Raw genomic sequence first — 18,432 nt, forward strand, 5'->3', positions numbered from 1 at the left:
TTCTCGAGGGTAAGTCCATTAGCGCCGTCGCAAGGACCTTCAACGTTCACCCGGCCACCATCTATCGCTGTATCGAGCCAAACAGTGCCTTATGACACTTTCCTGTTCCGCTCAGCCGCACGACCCGGGGTCAGCTCGGGCGCACCGGGGCCGCTCACATCGGGATGTTGGTGAGAGCGGCGGTCCGCCTCGGTGATGGCGGCCTGTGCCGCCTGCCGACCATGCGCACCGAAAAAGTCGATCGCGGCGACCTCGTTCAGGCGTTTGCGCAGGCGGCCCACATCCGCCGCCGCGACATACTCGCCCTCACACAGCGCGCGCGCCTCGCGTGCCAACTCCTCATAGTCGGCGTCACGCGCAGCGTCGAACACTCCGCGCAGCTCCGCATCGCCCATGCCGCCGACAAGGCGCGCTTCGAGGATCAGCGCCTCGCCGCCATTTTCGGTGATCTCGCGATGCAGTTCTTCGAACAGCGCGCGCGTGTCCTCGCGATTGGGGAGCGCATGGACGGCGTTCTTGAGCGGCGCGGCCCCGATCGCCTGCAAACGCCGCCAGACCTTCACCCGCAAATAGGCAGGCTTAGCCGGAAGCTGCGGGATCAGGAGCAACCAAGGGGAAGCTTGTGTGTTTGTCATAGTTGTATCGTCACTAGCCTACAAGTGTAAGGGTTGCATCACAAGCCTCATGAGCATAGGACTGCTTATCCCGAAGAAAGAAACCGGAGCGCAATGTCGCGGCTCGCCGGCGGCGCGCTCGCATGACGTGAGGCTTTCCGTGTCGAGTGCGCTGATGAAGGATCAATTATGCTGAAAAAGACCATCGCCTTGGGATTCGCCAGCCTCCTGCTGGCAAGCCCGGCATGGGCAGCGCCGGACTGGTCGGCTGTCGACCGGGCGATAGGACGAGCGGGGGCCGAACAGCCGGGGGGCGTTCACCGCTACAGCTTCCCGCGTTCGGACCTGAGCGTCACGCTGGATGGGGTGACGATCAAGCCCTCCCTCGCGCTCGGCTCTTGGGCGGCGTTTCAGCCGATGGGCGACGAGGCGATGGTGATGGGCGATCTCGTGCTGACCCACGACGAGGTGAACCCCGTTTTGAGCCGCCTGCTCGCAAGCGGTTTTACGATCACCGCGCTCCACAATCACCTGCTCCGCTCTTCGCCTGCGACCATGTACATGCACATTGCCGGCCACGGCGACCCGGTGAAGCTCGCGGCCGCGCTCCGGCAAGCGCTATCAGCCAGTCGGACCCCGCTCGCCGCGCCGCAATCGCCTTCGGCCAGCGCAGCCGCATCGCGGCTCGACCTCGATGTGGCCGCGCTCAACCGGTTGATGGGCGGTGAGGGCAAGACGGCCGGTGGCATCCTCCAATACAGCTTTCCGCGCGCCGAGCGGCTGATGGACGGCGATATGGAGACTCCGCCGACGATGGGCACGGCGACCGCGATCAACTTTCAGCCAACCGGGGACGGCCGAGCCGCCATCACCGGCGATTTCGTACTTGTCGCAAACGAGGTCGATCCGGTCCTGCGCGTGCTGCGGACGAACGGGATCGAGGTCACGGCGCTGCATAATCATATGCTAAACGACGAGCCGCGGCTGTTCTTCATGCACTTCTGGGCCAACGACGACGCAGCCAAGCTCGCCCGTGGGCTGCGCGCGGCGCTCGACAGGATGAACAATCAGAGGAGTTGAACTCGGACGACGGCTCATTGGGCCGTAACCGCCGCCCGCCCGACCCCACGGCCCTTATGCAGGAAGTGGAATGGAACATGGCTAGCAAACGAACTCTCACTGTTGTCGCAGGCGTGGGCGCGGCCGCGCTGGCGATCGCGGGCGTGGCGATCGCGCAAAACCACGAGGCGAACGAAAACCGGATAATCGGCAAGCACAGCGAACGAGACATCCCGCTTGCTCAGGTGCCCGAGGCCGCGATGAACGCGGCACGCGCGCAACTCGCGTCAATAAGCAAAGCGGAGCAAGTCACCCGAAAGGCGGACGGAAGCACGCTCTATGAAATCAAGGGCAAGAACAGCGACGGAAAGACGATCGAACTGTTCGTCACGCCCGAAGGCCAGGTGCTCGGCCGCGAATGATGGATCAGCACGGGGCGCCGGCCGTCGAGGGCCGTGCGCCCCTTCCGAAATGATACTGCGGAATAGGAGACGAAAATGCGGCCAAGGCGATGGATATTGTTATGCGCCGCTTTGGCCGCCCTGCCTGATAGTGCGATCGGCCAAACCGAACCCGCGTCGGCGACGGGCTCGGCGTTGTTCGTAAGCTGTCAAGCGAATGAGCCGCGATGCGGCGCTTACCTCCAAGGCGTGCTCGACATGATGATCGTCGCGCGAAAAGCGGAATGCCGCGCTCCACGCTATGACCGATCGGCGCTGCGCGCGGCATATTTACGCTGGGCGGAGCAGAATAGCTATTTTATGAGTGTTCATATGGTGGCCGGAGCTGAACGCTCGTTAGCGAAGGCTTGGCCATGTCAGTAGCATCGTACCCCGCGGCGTAGCCTGCCCGGCGGCTGCCTTTGAGGGCAGGCGGAGCGTCCGCCTGGCGGTGAATTCCGCCAGCTCAACGATCCCATGTCGCGCCTCAAGCTCGCTAATTAGCCGATGTTCGCATTATGTCTGCCAAATCGTTGTCTGGCGCACAAACCTTGAGGTGACGCCTCGTGCGGTGCGATACGAGATCGATGAATTGGCAAGCCCCATCGGATTTTGTCACTGCCAAACTTGCCAAAAGGCCCACGCCGCAGCGGCTGCCCCGACGGCCCGGGTCCGACGCGACAACTTCCGTTGGCTTGCGGGTAGTGAGCTCGTCAAAGGCTATGAATCATCGCCTGGCAAGGTGCGCCATTTCTGCAGCCAGTGTGGATCGCATATCGTTGCTACACGCGTTGGGCACGACGAATGCGTTCTGCGCGTTGCCACCCTCGATGCCGATCCGGGAGTTCGCCCTGCGGTGCATATCTGGACATCTCATGATGTTTCCTGGCTGGTGAGCGACAATCTTCCGATGATTCCCGAGGGCCTTTCGTTGCCATGATTTTTCATCCCGCTTCCTGGTTGTTATTCTGCTCCGGTATCACATAGGTAGGCACGCATGGACAAAACACCGACAGACGAATCCGCCCAGGTTGGCAACGCCTTCGCCAGCGCGCAGGACTTAGCACATGACATGATCGAAAAGGGCTATGACCCGCAGGCGATAGCCGAAGGCCTGTTAGAAGGCGCTCGCTCCGTGCTCGCGAACAATGAAGAATTTGAGGCCGTGCTCGGCCGCTGGAAAAAATTGCACGGCCAGTGATCGGCGGCGCGAATGATCCTCATGGGCTCCCAATAGCAGCAAACTATGCCTTCGCTTCACCGCGCCGCATTCGCCCGATGACGCGCGCCGCGGCATTGCTACCGGCAGCGAGCTCGCGAGCGTAGCCGAGCGCGGTCGTCGGCGACGACCAGCGCAGCGCCAGCGCGATCCCGGCGCCGTCCTCGCCGGCGGCGAACAGATCCTGCGTGAGCCCGACCCGGAACGAATGCGCGCTCAGCGCCGCCACCGCATCCTGACCGGGTTCGACAACCGCATGACCTTCCTCGATCGCCGCGGCCGCGCGGCGCCGCAAGATCGAGACAACCCCTTGCCGCGTCAGCGCATGGCCGCCGATATGATGGCTCAGAACCGTCTCGCCTTCATCAGCGCCTTTGTGGGTCAGGATATTGATGCGGCGGAACACCGGGCCGTCGGCGATCCCGCTCGCGGTCAGCCAGGCCGAGAGCCGGTCCATCGTCTCGGCCGAGAGCCAGACGATAGCCCCCGCCCCCTCCTGGTCGGTTTTCGAGCGCGGGATGGTGAGGCGGCCGCTGCCGTCGGTCATCAGCCGCAGATCCGCAACCGTCGCGGCGACGAGCTCGGAGACGCGAAGCCCCCCATCATAGGCCATCGAACAGAGCGCAGCATCGCGCAGCCCGACCAGATCGGTTGAACATGCCGCGAGCAGGCTTTCGATCGTCAGCCCGCCGGGTTCGCCCTCCCCGTCCGGCTCGGGCTCGGCCGACGACGGCGCGCCGGGCTCCGGCATGGCGCGGCCGAGGCGCAGCGGCGCGGCCTGGCGCTGGCGGACGCCCGCCTTGCGCCGGATGCCCTTGAGCGTGTCGCGGACCATACCCGCCTGCGTCGGCAAGGCTTCGCTGTCGCCGAACCCGAGGATCCGGTGAACACGCGCGATGCTCGCGAGGCGCCGCGCCAACGTCGCCGGCTTTGCGGCCGCGCGCGTCTCGGTCGATCGCGCCAGCCAGCGCAGATAGAGGACGAGGGTTTCGGGGGCCGCGGGAACCGCGGTCGCGATCGGCCGCTGCAGCAGACACCAGCGCAGATAGCATTTGAGGTCGGCGACGATCGCTGCCTTCGTCGCCGGCGCCATTGCGTCGGCCGCGGCCTCGATCGCCAGCGGCTTCGCCTTGCTCCAGTCGACAAGGCGGCCATGCGCGGACAGCACCAGCTCGAGCGACGAAGGCAACGGCGCGAGCTCGGTCATCGGCCGTGACCCGGCACGTCAGCCGAAAGGGATTGAGCAACGAGCGCGGCGCCCTTGGTCGACAGCTGCCAGCCCGCCCCGCCGCGCGGGCCCGGACTGTCGTCGACCAGCCCGCGCGCTTCATAATCCCACATCAGATCGAACGCAGCCTCGCGCGCGCTGACGCGGTTCGCAGCGACGCTGCGCTGATTGAGCGCACGCGCGATCGCGGCGGCCGAGCGGCGCGCGCCCACGTCGGCACCGAAGAGCTGGCGAAGGTCGGCCGCGATACGGTGATCGATCGTCATGGCGCGCCCTCCTTTTCGCGGCTCCGATGGCGCGCGATTCTCGGCCGAACGGCTCGATTTGGCAAGCCTGGTTTTACCATAATGTCCGATTATGGAAAGTCCGAGGAAGTCACGGGGAATAGATAGGATACTAAAATGCCGTTTCGGTAAACTCTCGTTTTGACGCCGACTCCGCGCACGGCTATCATTGCCGCGCCACCCGGAGCCGCCATGTCCCCCTCCCCTCACACAGCCGCCATCGCCTTCCGGCAAGGTCAGATCGATGCGCTCGCGCGCACGCTGTTCGCCTCCCCTGCCCTCTATCCCGCGGAAAGGCGCCAGTGCTTCGCGCTTCGCACGCTTGTCCGCGCATGGTCGCAGTACCGCGAGGACCGCGCGGTCATGATGGGCGAGAACCTCATCGGCGGCGAATGCGCCGCCGAACGCGACGCCTTTCTCACCCTACTCGTGGCGGCCCTCCCCGACCCGCGTTCGGATCTCGCCCGGGCTATCCAGCGCGTTCGACAAACCGTCATTAGGCCCCTTGCCGCGGAGGCCGCAGCGACCGCGGTCATCGTCGACGCCGGGCTTGAAGAACTCGAGGCCGTGCGCCTCGTCGCCGCGAGCGCGAACCTGCCTGCCGACCCAGCGGCCCGTCTGCTCACCATCGTTCGCAGTCTACGGCGATCGGCCGACGTCGACGGCGATCCCCTGTCCGCCACCGCGACGTCGCCCTGCTGGGCGGTCAACCTGCTTGCCGTCGGCGAGCCCGCTCTGTTCGGCCTTACACCGCATCCCCTGCCCTTTCCCGGGCTCGTGCGCCGGCGATTGTTTCGCGCCGATCGCGATCCCGACCGCGAGCGCGACGACATCAGCGAGTTCATTCTCGATGCGCTGTATGAGACGCTCTGCGACGTGGCGCGGATGCCGCGCGCTGCCGCGGCGTTCGCCGAGGCGTTTCCGGGGTTAAGGAGGAATTCGAGGCTGTTCGACGCCTGGATGCTGCTGTTTGCATTCGGGTCGTTGACGCCGGCGCAGTTAGCTCGTGCCCTGCCCTGTACAAAGGCAGGCGCCGGCAAGTTGCTTCGGCAGCTCGCCGTACGCCAATTCGCAAATACCCCTCATACTTTCGAGCCTTACACATGCGGATTGGGGATGACGGTCCATTTGTCGCGTGACCTAAGCACCTCTGCCGGATTCGGCTTGGAGCTGCACCAAGGCCTCGATGCGCGGCCATGATCAACGGTTGCCGCGCGGCCCGCAATACGCGCGGCGAGCGTCAACCGATCGAAGCCGGGCATCCCAGCACTCCAGGCATTACGCAGCACCGCCCGCCGGTCTAAAACGTTTAGCGGCGAAGCGAACGGTACTGTCCAGTTCATTCGACAATGCAATGGCGCGGATAGCCCGTGGCGTCAGCGCCCTCCCCTATTTGGGCCAATGCTGGTCAAGGAGCTCCTGCATCGCGACCTCTGCCTCGGCGCGGCTTCCTCCGCTCTTTGGGAACAGGGTGACACTGACCCCTCTCTTGTCCTTCTTGTCGATACGCAGAAGCGGCATCCCGGCACCCGATAGGAAGATCCTTTCGGTCGAACCTGTCTTCTTGGGGGCGGCCTTATCCGCGGCTTTGGTTTTTCGCTCGGCAGCGGCAACCAACGCTCGCAGGATATCGGGGACTGTCGCAGGAATGTTCGTCGCGCCGTCAGCCCGAGACTTGGCAAGACGGGCTGCTTCCGCGAAAACTCGCGTTCTCGAATCTTCCGGTTTCAGTATCGGCTTCAGGGTACCGACATGCGAGATCTTAAGCTCAAACGGGTCAGGAAAAGCGATCATCAGTTCGTTTGGCAAACGAGCGAGATCGAGATAGCGGCTGAGCCACGCCTCACTCTGGTTGAGGCGTTGCGCCATCGCCTTCTGCTTTCCGCTGTAATAGAAATCGAGAGCCTTCAGATAGTCCCGCGCGCGCTCGACATCGGTCAGATCCTCCCGAGCCCTGTTTTCAAGATCGGAGACCCGAAAGGCCTGTTCATCGGTGAGGCTCCGGATCTCTATGAGGTAGCGGATGTCGGGATAATTGTTAGCGCGTAGCCAAGAGACGGTCCAGTGGCGCCGTGCGCCCGAAATAACCTCATAGTCGTGGTCGGGGTCGCCCGTTACGCGGCGGACGATCGCAGGGAACTCCTGCTTACCCTGCGCGACGATGGTTTCAATTAGATCTGCGCAACGCTCCTCGTTGAGCGCAGCATAGTCGCGATTATGGCGTTCCCAGATTCGACACCGCGCGGGGTCGACGAGTTCCTGGGGAATATCGACGACCGCACCGGATGCGAGATCCGCCAGCCGGTTCGTACGGCTGCCCAAGACGCCGACGCCGAGCCGGCCTGGCCGGTCTACCGGCGTAGTAGCCGTCGGCTCCATTCCAGCGGCCAAATCGGCAACAAAACTCTTGTTCTTGGAGGTCATTGCCCTCCCCTTTCATCCAAAATTGCAGGGCTGCAATTTTCACTTTCTTTCCCCACCGATCCGCTGCAGGACCTCGAAATTGCAGGGCTGCAATTCAGGCGTATCATGCGAGCCCCTCCTTGCGCAGGCGCGGCAAATGACTCGGCCAAGTCGCTCGTATATCGACCTCGATCTCCCCACAGACCCCATCCAGATAAGTCAGACAGCGATCGCGAACCTGCTTGCTCGTCATCGGCCCGTTGAGTTCGTAGACCGTCATCAACCGGGCCGTCGCGTTGTCAATTTCCGCAGAATCCTTCAGCGGCGTGCGGATCATCGCATTGCCGAAAACCTGGCGCATCAGCTCAAGGAGTCCCTTCTGCATCGACTTCGTATCGTCAACCTTCGACGCGAGAAACCGCAAGAACGAAAGCTGAGGAGCAAGGTCGACCGCCTGAAGTTCCTGGATCGTTTCATCGAGCATCGCAAGGAATGCCGCAGTTGAGGAAAAATCCATCACAGTCGGGGGAACAGGCACCACAAGCGCGTTCGCGGCCCTGAGCACCGACAAGGAAATTGCGCCGAGCGCCGGCGGCGGGTCCAGAATGACCACGTCATAGAGATCGGAGACCGACGCAATACCCTGAGCAAGACGGTTCAGCAGCGCGCCCTGCCCACGCGCCATGCGTGCGGCCAACTCATACTCAGACTGGAACAAGCGCAGGTTCGCGGGGATCAGGTCGAGACCGTCAAAATGGGTCTTCTTGATCGCATAATCGAGCGTCTCGCGCTCACCCTCGCGCAGGTAGGGATAGAGCGTCTCGTCTTCGCTCAGATCGAGATCAGGCACGTAACCAAACAGAGTCGTGGCTGAGGCTTGGCTGTCACAATCGATAAGCAAGACTCGATAGCCCCGGATCGCGAGATTTTGCGCCAGATGGACCGCCGTCGTGCTCTTACCAACTCCGCCCTTGAAGTTCTGCACCGCCAGAATCGAGACCGGATCAGAAGGCGCACGCCAAGGCCGGGTTCCAAATGTTCCGCGCATGTCATTGAGCTGCGCGAGGCTGTAGGCAAGTCGCCGATTGTTCTCACCGCGCGTCGGGGCAACGAGGCGCCCATCGGATTCCGCTTCCCGGATTGCGGCGGTCGTGCGTCCAACCAGTTCAGCAGCTTTGCCGATCGGAAACGTCGGCTCGCGCCGCTCGTCCGCTCGCGCCGTTCGAGCAGAGTCCCGCAGTCGTTCAAGAACGGACGACGTACGCGCGGCAAGTGCGCCCACGTCCAAGGTCTCGGCTATGCGAACCTGATCCACCGACGTAGCCATACCTGCCCCTTTTTGAAAACCAGCGTGGTCATGCCTGATTTTCACTTTTCGGTCAATGAAAGGCTAATATGTGCAAAACTATGCCTGAGGGTTGTGATTTCGCAACTGGCATACCCAGCCCGCTCCGCTCTCACCATTGGCGTCAAATATCCGCGCCGATAGACAGCCTCTCCGTCCTCCCAATCCTGACCTATTGGGGGCCCCGCAGCCAATGCGCGAAATTGCAGGCCTGCAATCCAGTCCTCCAAACGCAATCTTCTCGGAATTGCAGACCTGCAATTCTCCAATTCAGGGCCGACCCCGGCGCGAGAAATAGGACTCGCAGAAGCCACGCCACGACCGCTCCAACTTCACACCTTTCAGGGATCCCAACCGGGTCCCCATCTCCTTGCGGTACGCCTCAGCGATGCCATCGACATCCCATCCGCCGCCATGCTCAACACCGACCTTGTAAAACTCTTCACCGCCATACCGGAGCGACCCCAACGGAAAGGCCGCAAACTTCTCGCGCGGGACACGGTCTGGCGCCGAGAGCTTCGACGTCGCATCGGCAACGAGCCTCCCGATCAGCTCTGGGGCGACGGTTGGCCCCGCAATCGCGAGGTCTTCGACGCTATCCTCCCGCCGCGCCTTGCGGCCCGAGGCGTGACGCGCAAGTTCATCAACGGTTTCGATTTGGGCCGGCGCATCCTTTGGCGCGAAGCGGAAGATCAGCTCGATCACCGCCCTGCCCCGCCGGATCTCGTTCCATTCCACAGTGAAATGCGCGAGCTGGTCGATTTCGGCTTTCGCGACCTGCAGCACCTTGCGCCGCAACTGAGCGAAATCGGCATATTTCTCTGGATCGATCCCCAGCGCAGCCCGAAGGCCGACCATGTCGACCTTCCAAATCGGCTGCCGCCGATGCAACCGCAGCGCACCCTCTTCATAGAGTTTGAGAGAATAGGCCGACCGGAAGCCGAGAACGGCCTGTCGGTTCATCACCGCGTAAGTCTGCGATTCCTGGATGAGGCGTCGCGCATCCGGGGTGAACTGCCACTCGATCCAACCGGTCTCCTTGCCCTCTTCCTCGACTTCCTCCCACGAAGCCTGAATAAGACTAAAACGCTTGGTCGCCCGCTTTCCACGCCAGGACTTGTCGTCCTCCGCGAACAACGTGCGATGAAGTTCTTCGAGCATGTCGACGATCCGCTCATTTCCTTTGTGACCACGTCGAATGTCCGATTTACGCATTCGATGCGAGACATCACGCCAAGCGTCGCCGCCTGCCGTGAGGATCATCAGCGCGAGAAGGCGAGAGGCCGTCAAGCTGAGCGACTGACCACGAACGAAACGAACTTCGACGAGCCGGCCAGGTTTGACGAACTCCTCACCGCCCTTGCGGGCGAGCGCCGCGGCGACACGCATCGCGCGAGCGGAGGAGACTTCGTTCTCATCATCCGCTATGAGTACTGAGTCCGATTCCCCCATCATTTCACCTCATTGGACATCAGGTTGCCTGACCTGACCTCACTCGTCAAGTCAAGACAGGATGGATTAGCCGGCACCGCCCCCAATCGGACAGGATCGAGTCCAATTAAGATGAGAGCAAGGACCCAGAGAATCCGCGAGTCGCAGCGACCCCCGTTAGAACCGCACTCCTGAGCCGATCCCGTCCATTAAATTGCAACGACGAAAGCATTGAGCGCACCACCCCAATCGGACAGGATACCCCAAAGGGGCAGGATAATTCCCCCGATCGGTCAGGCTAAAGCCCCCAGGACGTCAGGATAAAGCCCCCAAAAGGACAGGATACTGCTTGGTTTCCACAGGAAAACCGCCGGTCACGCTGCCCCGAATCTTAGAATCATTAGAATCTGGAATCACCCCGACGCTATCGCGCCGGGCGTTTTCAAACATGGATTCATTCGGAATGGAGAAGGGAGGGGAGATCTCGCGATCGCTGAAGGGTTCCAAACCGCTCACGCTTGCACGCTCATCCAAGGCGTCCCTGTAGAGCGAACCAAGGCGACGGTGGTGCAAGTTCAGCTGAACAGCCTATAGCAACGTTGCCTGCAGCATGTCTGAGGGCCAACCGTGCCATGGTTCGTCGGTCGGCTCGATCTCAATTAGTCTGCTCGGAAACACCCGATCCTGAAGCGCGGTCAGCTCATCGAAGGTACCGTGAAGCCAACGGTCATATTCGTCCTCGTGGAGGAGGACAGGCATCCGATTATGGACTGTCGCGGCAACTTCGTTCGCATCGGTCATGGCGCCCGAATAGACCGGACCCCATTCGGCACTGTCCCGCCACAAGCCGCCCCATGCAAAAACCGGACGGTCTTTCAGCGACAGCCAGGTTCGGGTTTTGCTTCCCTTGATCCCCGCGGGTTCCGCCCAGGCCGTTAGCGGAATCAGGCAGCGCCACTGCGGTTTACGGGCGAGGCCCACCCACATTGGTTTGCGCAGATCCGCAATATTATTAACCGCCTTGGGCTTCGAACCCGGCTTCATCGAGGCTAGCTTCAGAGGAAATCCCCAACCCATCGATTGAAGAATTCGTCGACCGCTTTCGGCGCGGACCACCATACCGGGCGCGCCGGGGTGAACTGTCGACGGTGCATTAGTTGCAACGATGTCAGGAACGTCTACGCCAAAGTGGGCTGCGACTTCAGCGGCGCTGAGGCGCTCCGTATAGAGATTGCACATGGCTTGCGGCCCTTTCCGAGCTGGGAACGCTGCATAGGAAGGTGCGTAGCGCTAAAGCGCCGGCGGAGGAACGCCAAAGATCCCCGCGTTCTGCGCTTACGGGCACTTCAATAAGGCGCAACAAGCACGGCACCGGGCAGGGGATCGGCGTGGCCCCAGAATTGAACAACGGCGCGTGCATAGCGCCGAAGTTCGTCCTGACCGATCCGCAGCTCCTCACTCGTCGGCACCGGCGCGGGGGCGATATCGTCATAATCGAAGGATATCCGAGTCCAGAGTTGCGGGGCCTTCGCGAGCAATTTCGTGCAGGCGCCGCCATCGCCATGCCTAGCGACATTGGCGGCGAGGTGCATTTCGTGGAGATCGCTTGCCACGCCGATCGCACCCACATCGATCGCAGCGATTTCCCGCGCTGCTCGTGACAGATCGGTTGCGCCAGAGAACTTCACGCCGTGCGCCCGAGCCCACCGCGCGAGCTGGCGTTCGAACAGCCCGTCGAGCGTGAGGACAAAGGCCTTGGCGGCCTCGTTGGCCGTGTAGTTATCGATTTGCGCGGCGCACCGATCAAGGAATTCATCCATATCTGACGCTTCGCCCACAACCAGCGTTTCGTGCGTCGGAAGGTCACCAAGCGTCTTCAGGATGACGCGCTGATAAAAGCGGTCAACGTTCGCCTGGAACGTGCGCGGCAGCATGTCTCTATCGGGCATTGTCATGCCCATAGCGGCGAGAAGCCTCCCGCGCGAGCATCCAACGTGCCATACAATCGCCGTCTCATTGCAAAGCGAGTTGCGGCTCGGGTGGCCCTTTGCCGCTGTTCCAGCGATCATCGGTCGGCTCGACGATCATTCGTTCGGCGGCGAACGGCGGGCGGAACTGGAACCCAATTACTTCGCGAACGGAGCCACGAAACCACTGATCCCACTCGGCGCGCTCAAGGAGCACCGGCATCCGGTCGTTAGTCGGCATGACCGCCGCATTCGCACTCATCGTCATGCCCGCATAGACCGGCCCCTGGTCGGGCAAGCTCCGGCAGAAACCCGCCCAGGCCATGATCGGCTGATCTTTCACCGAAAACCAGGTCCGAGTCATCGCACCCGGCGTCCCGTCGGGATTGCCGAAATGGGTCAGCGCGATGAGACAGCGATAGCGCGGCTCCACCACCATCTCTTCCCACATCGGATTGGTGAGGTCAGCGACAAGCCCGATGCGCCCCGGCGGCTCGCCGCGCTCGCGCATTTCGCGGGTCAGGCGCGGAAAGCCCCAGGTGACGGGCCGCAGCAATCGGCGGCCGTCCTTCTCGAAAATGACGAGTCCGGTCAGTCCTTCCTTGATGTCCCCTTCGGGCGTCGTGAGGCCGGATGGCGGCTCGGCTTCGAAATAAGCCGCCACATCGCTCGCGCTCGCCGTGATGACATGAAGCCGCGACATGGCCTCAACTCACCACGGAATCTCGTCATCGGTGATCGGCTCCAGATCCGGTGTCTGGACCGCTGCCGATTCGCCCGAGTCGCGGTCTCGCATGGCGCTCTCCGCCGTGCCAACAGCCTCCGAAGGTGTCTCGCCCGACAGGCGAAGCTTGAGTGGCTTGCGCTTCTCCATCCCGATTTTCCTTGATCTTTCCTGTCTTTGGCTGGGCCGCCGCAGTCGCGGCGACTCCGGCCCGTTGACTCTCGGCCTTTATAGAACAAAAATAGAACACAACCAACCGCCAAAGCCATGGAGGCCCTTCATGACGGAGAGAGGGCCGCGCCCTCATCTGACGACGCTACGCGCCCGGATCGCCAGGATCGAGGGGGCCGAACGGCGCTCGTCTGGCACCTTGCCGTTCGGGCTCGACGCGATCGACAGGCGCTTGCCTGGTGGCGGGCTCGCGCTCGGCGCCCTCCATGAAGTCGCCGGCGGCGCGCAAGGCGCGACGGATGCGGCTGCCGCCGCCTTGTTCGCTGCCGGCATTCTCGCGCGCGTCAAAGGCAAGATACTCTGGTGCATGACGCAGTCCGACCTGTTCGCGCCGGCGCTCGCGCTCGCGGGTCTCGATCCCGACCGGGTCATCTATGTCGAAGCCCGCGACGAGACCTCGCTCCTGAGCTGCTTTGAGGAGGGGCTTCGTCATGGCGGCCTCGGCGGTGTCGTTGCCGAAGCGGCCCGGCTTTCGATGACGGCCTCGCGCCGTCTGCAACTGGCGGCCGAAAGCACCGGCACCATCGGCATCGCCATCCGCCGCTGGCGCCGGACGGCCGAAGCCTCCGATTTCGGACAGCCGACCGCGGCCGCGACCCGCTGGCGCGTGACCAGCGTGCCGACCGCGCCGCTCCCGGTTCCCGGGGTCGGGCGGCCGCGCTGGTTTGTCGAGCTCATCCGGTGCCGGGCTGGCGAGAGCGCCGATTTTCTCGTGGAAGGCTGCGATGCGGCAGGTCATCTCGCTCTTCCTGCCGACCTGGCCGACCGATCGGCTGCGTCGCAGGCTTGGCTCCAGCGCGCCGCCTCCTGACGCGCCGCTGGTGCTGGCGGCGATGGAAGGGCAGCGCCGTCTCCTGACCGCGGCGAATGCGGCGGCGCGCGCGATCGGTCTTGTCCCAGGTATGACGGTCGCGCAGGCACAGGCGCTCGTTCCCGATCTCCAGATCCTCGATGCCGAACCGGACGCCGATCGCGCCGCGCTGGAGAAGCTCGCCTGCTGGTCGCTGCGCCGCTACGCGCCCATCATCGCGGCCGATCCGCCCGATGGCCTGATGCTGGACATCACCGGCGCCGCGCACGCCTTTGGCGGACCTGAGGGCGTCCTTCGTGATCTCGTCCACCGCCTTGCGGAGGTGGGGGCGACCGCGCGCGCGGTTTGCGCGCCGACCTATGGCGCGGCGCACGCGCTTGCGCGCTATGGGGCCGGTCCCGCGCGCGTCGTCGATCCGCTCGAACTTAAGGCGGCGATCGGCGCGCTCCCCATCGCGGCGCTGCGCCTCGACGCCGACATGGTGCTCACTCTCGGGCGCCTCGGCCTTGAGACAATCGCCGACCTCGAGGCGATGCCGCGCGCGTCGCTGGCCCTGCGCTTCGGGTCTGCGCCCGGCCAGCGCCTCGACCAGGCCTTCGGCCGCGTCGCCGAACCCTTCGAGCCGATCCAGCCGCCTGAGCCGATCACCGTCGAGCGGCGGTTCGCCGAGCCGATCGGCGCGCCCGAAACGCTCGCGCGCTACACGGGTAAGCTGGTCGACGAACTCGCCCGGCGTCTGGAGGAGGAAGGCGTCGGCGCACGCCGACTCGACCTCAGCTTCCACCGGGTCGATAACCGCATCGAGGCTATTCGGGCCGGACTTGCCAAGCCGAGCCGCGATCGCAGGCAGATGACACGGCTGCTCTGCGACCGGCTTGAGACCATCGATCCGGGTTTCGGTGTCGAGCGAATGCAGCTGACCGTCCCCGCGGCTGAACCGCTGACCTACCACATGGTTTCAAATCTCGGCGAGGCTCCCGTCCCCGACGTCGCGGCCCTCGTCGACCTGCTCGGGAACCGGATAGGGGAGGGGCGGCTCTTTCGGGCCGCCGCGCGCGAGAGCGATATTCCCGAGCGTTCGGTCGCCCGCATCGCGCCGATGTCCGATCCGACCGAGACCCGGTGGCCGGCTGCCTGGCCGCGCCCGGCGCGGCTTTTCGCACGCCCCGAGCCCGTCGATACCATGGCCCTGCTGCCCGACCATCCACCCGTGCATTTTGTCTGGCGCGGCGTCCGGCGCCGGGTGACGCGCGCCGACGGTCCTGAACGCATCTATGGCGAATGGCATTTGAACGACGCCGAATTTCTCGGCGTTCGCGATTATTTCCAGGTCGAGGACGAAACCGGCGCGCGCTATTGGCTCTTCCGGAACGGCGACGGCATGGACAGCGCCACGGGCGGTCAAGGCTGGTTCCTGCACGGGCTGTTCGCATGAGATACGCCGAACTCCAGTGCGCGTCGCATTTCTCGTTCCTGCGCGGGGCGTCGTCCCCTGACGAACTCTTCGCCCAGGCCGAAGCCTGTGGCCTCGACGCGCTTGCGATCACCGACCGAAATACGCTTGCCGGCATCGTGCGCGCCCATGAAGCGGCCAAGCTCGCCAGGGTCCGGCTGATCGTCGGCTGCCGCCTCGACCTCTCCGAAGGCCAGTCGCTGCTCGTCTATCCGATGAACCGCGCCGGTTATGCCCGTCTTTGCCGCCTCCTCAGCCGGGGAAAGACGCGGGGAGGGAAGGGCAAGTGCGTGATCGGGTGGGCGGATGTCGAGGCGTTCGCGGAAGACCTGCTCGCGATCTTCCTGCCCGACGAGGTGGCCGACACCGAAGCCGTGCTGGGCCGTTTCGCGCGGATCTTCGAGGGGAGGGGCTATCTGGCCCTGACCTTGCGCCGCCGCCCGGGCGATCAGCTTCGCCTCCATGATCTGACGAACCTCGCGGCCCGCCATCGGGTTCCCACCGTCGTCACCGGCGACGTCCTCTATCATCATCCGCATCGCCGCGTGCTCCAGGAGGTCATGACCTGCACCCGCCACCGCTGCACGATCGACGCGCTCGGCGCTCGGCGCGAACGCTATGCCGACCGTTTCCTGATGCCCGCAGCCGAAATGCACCGGCTCTACCAGCGCTATCCCGCAGCGCTCGCGCGAACCCTCGACATCGCCGATCGTTGCCGCTTCTCGCTCGACGAGCTCAAATATCAATATCCCGAGGAAGCCGGCACCGAGGGGGCAACTGCCCAGCAGGCGCTCGAACACATGACATGGAAGGCGGCCGAGGATCGTTATCCCGAAGGCGTGCCCGAAAAGGTCGCGCGGCTGCTCCGCCACGAACTCCGATTAATCGGCGAGCTCGATTATGCACCCTATTTTCTGACGGTGAACTCGATCGTCCGCTTCGCGCGCAGCCGCGACATCCTCTGCCAGGGCCGGGGCTCGGCGGCGAACAGTGCGGTCTGCTATGTCCTCGGTATCACCTCGATCGACCCCGAACGGTCCGACCTCCTCTTCGAGCGTTTCGTCAGCCAGGAGCGCAAGGAGCCGCCCGACATCGACGTCGACTTCGAGCATGCGCGGCGCGAGATCGTCATGCAGTGGGTGTTCGACACCTATGGCCGCGACCATGCTGCGCTCTGCTCCACGGTCATCCGCTATCGCACGAAAGGCGCCATTCGCGATGTCGGTAAAGCGCTTGGCCTGTCCGAGGATCTGATCAAGGCGCTCTCGAGCCAGGTCTGGGGGTGGAGCGACGAGGGCGTCGACGAGAAGCAGGCGGCCGAGCTCAATCTTAACCTCGGCGATCGCCGGCTGCGGCTCGCGCTCGATCTCGCGCGCCAGCTGATCGGCACGCCCCGCCATCTCTCGCAACATCCCGGTGGCTTTGTCCTGACCCATGACCGGCTCGACGAGCTCGTCCCCATCGAGCCCGCTGCCATGCCGGATCGCCAGGTGATCGAATGGGACAAGGACGATATCGACGCGCTCAAATTCATGAAGGTCGACTGCCTCGCGCTCGGCATGCTCACCGCGATGAAGGGCGGTTTTGATCTGCTCGCCGAGCATAAGGGCATCGCGATGGATCTCGTGTCGATACCGCCCGAAGATCCCCGCACCTATGCGATGATCCGCGCGGCCGACACGCTCGGCGCCTTCCAGATCGAGAGCCGGGCGCAAATGGCGATGCTGCCGCACATCAAGCCGCGCACCTTCTACGATCTCGTCATCGAAGTCGCGATCGTCCGCCCCGGGCCGATCCAGGGCGACATGGTTCATCCCTATCTTCGTCGCCGCGCCGGCACCGAGAAGGTCGAATATCCCAAGCCCGAGCTGGAACGGGTGCTCGGCAAGACGCTGGGTGTCCCTCTCTTCCAGGAACAGGCGATGCGCGTTGCGATCGAATGCGCCGGCTTCACGCCGTCTGAAGCCGATCAACTCCGCCGCGCAATGGCGACCTTCAAGCACACCGGCGGGGTCTCGAAGTTCAAGGAGAAGCTGATCTCCGGCATGGTCGAGCGCGGCTACACGGCAGAATTCGCGGAGAAGACGTTCAGCCAGCTCGAAGGCTTCGGAAGCTACGGCTTTCCCGAAAGCCATGCGGCGAGCTTCGCCCTCATCGCCTATGCGTCCTGCTGGCTCAAATGCTGGCATCCGGAGATTTTCTGCGCCAGCCTCCTCAATGCGCAGCCGATGGGATTCTATGCGCCGGCGCAGATCGTGCAGGACGCGCGGGCGCACGGCGTCGAGATACGGCCGGTTTGCATCAACGTATCGCGCTGGGACTGCACGCTCGAACCGATAGGCGAGGATCGTTTCGCGGTCCGCTTGGGGATGCGGATGGTGCGCGGCCTCAATGAACAGGATGCCGCGCGGATCATCGCCGCGCGCGCCGATGAGCCCTTCGCCAGCATCGAGGAGCTATGGCGCCGCGCCGACGTCGGCATGGGCGCGTTCAACCGGCTGGCGGAGGCCGACGCTTTCCGCGGGGGGATGCGCCTTGCGCGCCGCGATGCGCTGTGGGCGATCAAGGCGCTGCGCGACGAGCAGCTTCCCTTGTTTGCCGCGGCCGACGCACGCGAGAATGGCTTCGTCCATGAAATCGTCGAGCAGCCGGTGCTGCTCACGCCGATGCAGGAGGGCAGGGAGGTCGTCGAGGATTATGGCCATGTCGGCCTGACCCTGCGGCAGCATCCGGTGGCATTTCTGCGAAGCGAGCTTGCCGCCCGCAAGATGGTTCCCTGCAGCACGCTCGATGGGATTCGCGATGGCCGCTATGTCTGGCTCGCCGGGCTCATCCTCGTCCGCCAGCGGCCTGGATCGGCGAAGGGCGTCATGTTCATCACCATCGAGGACGAGACGGGCATCGCCAATCTGATCGTCTGGCCTCGCATGTTCGAGGAAAATCGACGTATCGTCATGGGGGCGCGTCTGCTCGGCATTTATGGCCAGATCCAGCGCGAAGGCGAGGTCGTCCACGTGATCGTGAAGAAGCTCTTGAACCTTTCGGACGTGCTCGATACGCTCACTCAGCGCGACGTGTCGTTCCGCTTGGCCATGGGGCGTGCCGATGGCGCAATGAGTGGCGGCGGGCCCGATCCTCGATCGGGGAAGGGGAGGGCGCAGGTGCCAGCCCCCGAACTCGTCAAAAGCCGTAATTTTCATTGAGACGGTGGGCGTCGGGAACG

At 63.8% G+C, this 18,432-nt stretch carries 20 protein-coding genes; 9 read left to right on the forward strand and 11 right to left on the reverse strand.

Annotation, left to right across the window (positions count from 1 at the left end; translation table 11 throughout):
- Window positions 1-89: 89 nt before the first annotated feature.
- Window positions 90-608: a Chromate resistance protein ChrB gene (locus FG95_RS10720; protein ID WP_235211534.1), complete on the reverse strand. Its 519-nt coding sequence runs from the start codon at window positions 606-608 to the stop codon at window positions 90-92.
- A 195-nt stretch (window positions 609-803) separates the two neighbouring features.
- Between FG95_RS10720 and FG95_RS10725 the strand changes: the two genes are divergently transcribed.
- The 5 genes from FG95_RS10725 to FG95_RS10735 all read left to right on the forward strand — a co-directional run bounded on the left by FG95_RS10725 (window position 804) and on the right by FG95_RS10735 (window position 3,314).
- Window positions 804-1,694, forward strand: coding sequence for a DUF1259 domain-containing protein (locus tag FG95_RS10725; protein ID WP_008603797.1), 891 nt, complete (start codon window positions 804-806; stop codon window positions 1,692-1,694).
- Complete coding sequence (locus tag FG95_RS10730; protein WP_228165648.1) at window positions 1,691-2,095, forward strand: PepSY domain-containing protein; 405 nt, start codon at window positions 1,691-1,693, stop codon at window positions 2,093-2,095. Before FG95_RS10725 ends, FG95_RS10730 begins: the two co-directional genes overlap by 4 nt.
- 75 nt (window positions 2,096-2,170) lie before the next feature.
- Window positions 2,171-2,497, forward strand: coding sequence for a Rap1a/Tai family immunity protein (locus FG95_RS21350; protein WP_223178489.1), 327 nt, complete (start codon window positions 2,171-2,173; stop codon window positions 2,495-2,497).
- Between the two features lie 187 nt (window positions 2,498-2,684).
- On the forward strand, window positions 2,685-3,053 hold the full coding sequence (locus FG95_RS21355; protein ID WP_200880188.1) for a GFA family protein: 369 nt from the start codon (window positions 2,685-2,687) through the stop codon (window positions 3,051-3,053).
- Window positions 3,054-3,110: 57 nt separating this feature from the next.
- A complete protein-coding gene (locus FG95_RS10735; RefSeq protein ID WP_037555858.1) occupies window positions 3,111-3,314 on the forward strand; it encodes a hypothetical protein in 204 nt (67 codons plus the stop codon).
- Window positions 3,315-3,357: 43 nt separating this feature from the next.
- Here the strand turns inward: FG95_RS10735 and FG95_RS10740 are convergent, their stop codons facing one another.
- Complete coding sequence (locus tag FG95_RS10740; protein ID WP_235211535.1) at window positions 3,358-4,539, reverse strand: tyrosine-type recombinase/integrase; 1,182 nt, start codon at window positions 4,537-4,539, stop codon at window positions 3,358-3,360.
- A complete protein-coding gene (locus FG95_RS10745; RefSeq protein ID WP_037555859.1) occupies window positions 4,536-4,826 on the reverse strand; it encodes a hypothetical protein in 291 nt (96 codons plus the stop codon). Before FG95_RS10745 ends, FG95_RS10740 begins: the two co-directional genes overlap by 4 nt.
- A 159-nt stretch (window positions 4,827-4,985) precedes the next feature.
- On the opposite strand from FG95_RS10745, the gene FG95_RS10750 reads away from it, so the two are divergent.
- The gene (locus FG95_RS10750) at window positions 4,986-6,044 is read left to right on the forward strand and encodes a hypothetical protein (RefSeq protein WP_148309304.1); all 1,059 of its coding nucleotides are present in this window, start codon (window positions 4,986-4,988) and stop codon (window positions 6,042-6,044) included.
- Window positions 6,045-6,233: 189 nt separating this feature from the next.
- Here the strand turns inward: FG95_RS10750 and FG95_RS10755 are convergent, their stop codons facing one another.
- The 8 genes from FG95_RS10755 to FG95_RS20750 form a co-directional block, all read right to left on the reverse strand.
- A complete protein-coding gene (locus FG95_RS10755) occupies window positions 6,234-7,268 on the reverse strand; it encodes a ParB/RepB/Spo0J family partition protein (protein ID WP_037555861.1) in 1,035 nt (344 codons plus the stop codon).
- A gap of 103 nt (window positions 7,269-7,371) precedes the next feature.
- Window positions 7,372-8,574, reverse strand: coding sequence for an AAA family ATPase (locus tag FG95_RS10760; protein ID WP_037555862.1), 1,203 nt, complete (start codon window positions 8,572-8,574; stop codon window positions 7,372-7,374).
- Between the two features lie 288 nt (window positions 8,575-8,862).
- On the reverse strand, window positions 8,863-9,981 hold the full coding sequence (locus FG95_RS10765; protein ID WP_037555884.1) for a replication initiation protein: 1,119 nt from the start codon (window positions 9,979-9,981) through the stop codon (window positions 8,863-8,865).
- A gap of 357 nt (window positions 9,982-10,338) precedes the next feature.
- The gene (locus FG95_RS20530; protein WP_148309303.1) at window positions 10,339-10,557 is read right to left on the reverse strand and encodes a hypothetical protein; all 219 of its coding nucleotides are present in this window, start codon (window positions 10,555-10,557) and stop codon (window positions 10,339-10,341) included.
- Window positions 10,558-10,611: 54 nt separating this feature from the next.
- Window positions 10,612-11,262: an SOS response-associated peptidase gene (locus FG95_RS10770; RefSeq protein WP_052182287.1), complete on the reverse strand. Its 651-nt coding sequence runs from the start codon at window positions 11,260-11,262 to the stop codon at window positions 10,612-10,614.
- Between the two features lie 107 nt (window positions 11,263-11,369).
- Window positions 11,370-11,957, reverse strand: a complete 588-nt coding sequence (locus FG95_RS10775; protein WP_081933103.1) for a hypothetical protein — start codon at window positions 11,955-11,957, stop codon at window positions 11,370-11,372.
- Window positions 11,958-12,036: 79 nt separating this feature from the next.
- Complete coding sequence (locus FG95_RS10780; protein WP_037555864.1) at window positions 12,037-12,693, reverse strand: SOS response-associated peptidase family protein; 657 nt, start codon at window positions 12,691-12,693, stop codon at window positions 12,037-12,039.
- Between the two features lie 9 nt (window positions 12,694-12,702).
- Window positions 12,703-12,864, reverse strand: a complete 162-nt coding sequence (locus tag FG95_RS20750) for a hypothetical protein (protein ID WP_160292470.1) — start codon at window positions 12,862-12,864, stop codon at window positions 12,703-12,705.
- Window positions 12,865-12,994: 130 nt separating this feature from the next.
- Here FG95_RS20750 and FG95_RS10785 point away from each other — a divergent pair, with 130 nt between their 5' ends.
- The 3 genes from FG95_RS10785 to FG95_RS10795 are packed head-to-tail and all read left to right on the forward strand — an operon-like array spanning window position 12,995 to window position 18,412.
- The gene (locus FG95_RS10785; RefSeq protein WP_037555866.1) at window positions 12,995-13,756 is read left to right on the forward strand and encodes an ImuA family protein; all 762 of its coding nucleotides are present in this window, start codon (window positions 12,995-12,997) and stop codon (window positions 13,754-13,756) included.
- A complete protein-coding gene (locus FG95_RS10790) occupies window positions 13,671-15,191 on the forward strand; it encodes a Y-family DNA polymerase (RefSeq protein WP_037555867.1) in 1,521 nt (506 codons plus the stop codon). The genes FG95_RS10785 and FG95_RS10790 overlap by 86 nt, the downstream gene beginning before the upstream one ends.
- Window positions 15,188-18,412, forward strand: a complete 3,225-nt coding sequence (locus FG95_RS10795; RefSeq protein ID WP_037555868.1) for an error-prone DNA polymerase — start codon at window positions 15,188-15,190, stop codon at window positions 18,410-18,412. Before FG95_RS10790 ends, FG95_RS10795 begins: the two co-directional genes overlap by 4 nt.
- Window positions 18,413-18,432 lie beyond the last annotated feature (20 nt).

The sequence above is a fragment of the Sphingopyxis sp. LC363 genome, assembly GCF_000756385.1.
Taxonomy (GTDB): domain Bacteria; phylum Pseudomonadota; class Alphaproteobacteria; order Sphingomonadales; family Sphingomonadaceae; genus Sphingopyxis.

Coding starts and splice junctions, on each gene's coding strand:
- FG95_RS10775 (WP_081933103.1), bottom strand. CDS start 11,957: ATGCTGCCGCGCACGTTCCAGGCGAACGTTGACCGCTTTTATCAGCGC.
- FG95_RS10770 (WP_052182287.1), bottom strand. CDS start 11,262: ATGTGCAATCTCTATACGGAGCGCCTCAGCGCCGCTGAAGTCGCAGCC.
- FG95_RS10780 (WP_037555864.1), bottom strand. CDS start 12,693: ATGTCGCGGCTTCATGTCATCACGGCGAGCGCGAGCGATGTGGCGGCT.
- FG95_RS10735 (WP_037555858.1), top strand. CDS start 3,111: ATGGACAAAACACCGACAGACGAATCCGCCCAGGTTGGCAACGCCTTC.
- FG95_RS21350 (WP_223178489.1), top strand. CDS start 2,171: ATGCGGCCAAGGCGATGGATATTGTTATGCGCCGCTTTGGCCGCCCTG.
- FG95_RS10790 (WP_037555867.1), top strand. CDS start 13,671: ATGCGGCAGGTCATCTCGCTCTTCCTGCCGACCTGGCCGACCGATCGG.
- FG95_RS10795 (WP_037555868.1), top strand. CDS start 15,188: ATGAGATACGCCGAACTCCAGTGCGCGTCGCATTTCTCGTTCCTGCGC.
- FG95_RS10745 (WP_037555859.1), bottom strand. CDS start 4,826: ATGACGATCGATCACCGTATCGCGGCCGACCTTCGCCAGCTCTTCGGT.
- FG95_RS10725 (WP_008603797.1), top strand. CDS start 804: ATGCTGAAAAAGACCATCGCCTTGGGATTCGCCAGCCTCCTGCTGGCA.
- FG95_RS10740 (WP_235211535.1), bottom strand. CDS start 4,539: ATGACCGAGCTCGCGCCGTTGCCTTCGTCGCTCGAGCTGGTGCTGTCC.
- FG95_RS20750 (WP_160292470.1), bottom strand. CDS start 12,864: ATGGAGAAGCGCAAGCCACTCAAGCTTCGCCTGTCGGGCGAGACACCT.
- FG95_RS10765 (WP_037555884.1), bottom strand. CDS start 9,981: ATGCGTGTCGCCGCGGCGCTCGCCCGCAAGGGCGGTGAGGAGTTCGTC.
- FG95_RS10785 (WP_037555866.1), top strand. CDS start 12,995: ATGACGGAGAGAGGGCCGCGCCCTCATCTGACGACGCTACGCGCCCGG.
- FG95_RS10760 (WP_037555862.1), bottom strand. CDS start 8,574: ATGGCTACGTCGGTGGATCAGGTTCGCATAGCCGAGACCTTGGACGTG.
- FG95_RS10755 (WP_037555861.1), bottom strand. CDS start 7,268: ATGACCTCCAAGAACAAGAGTTTTGTTGCCGATTTGGCCGCTGGAATG.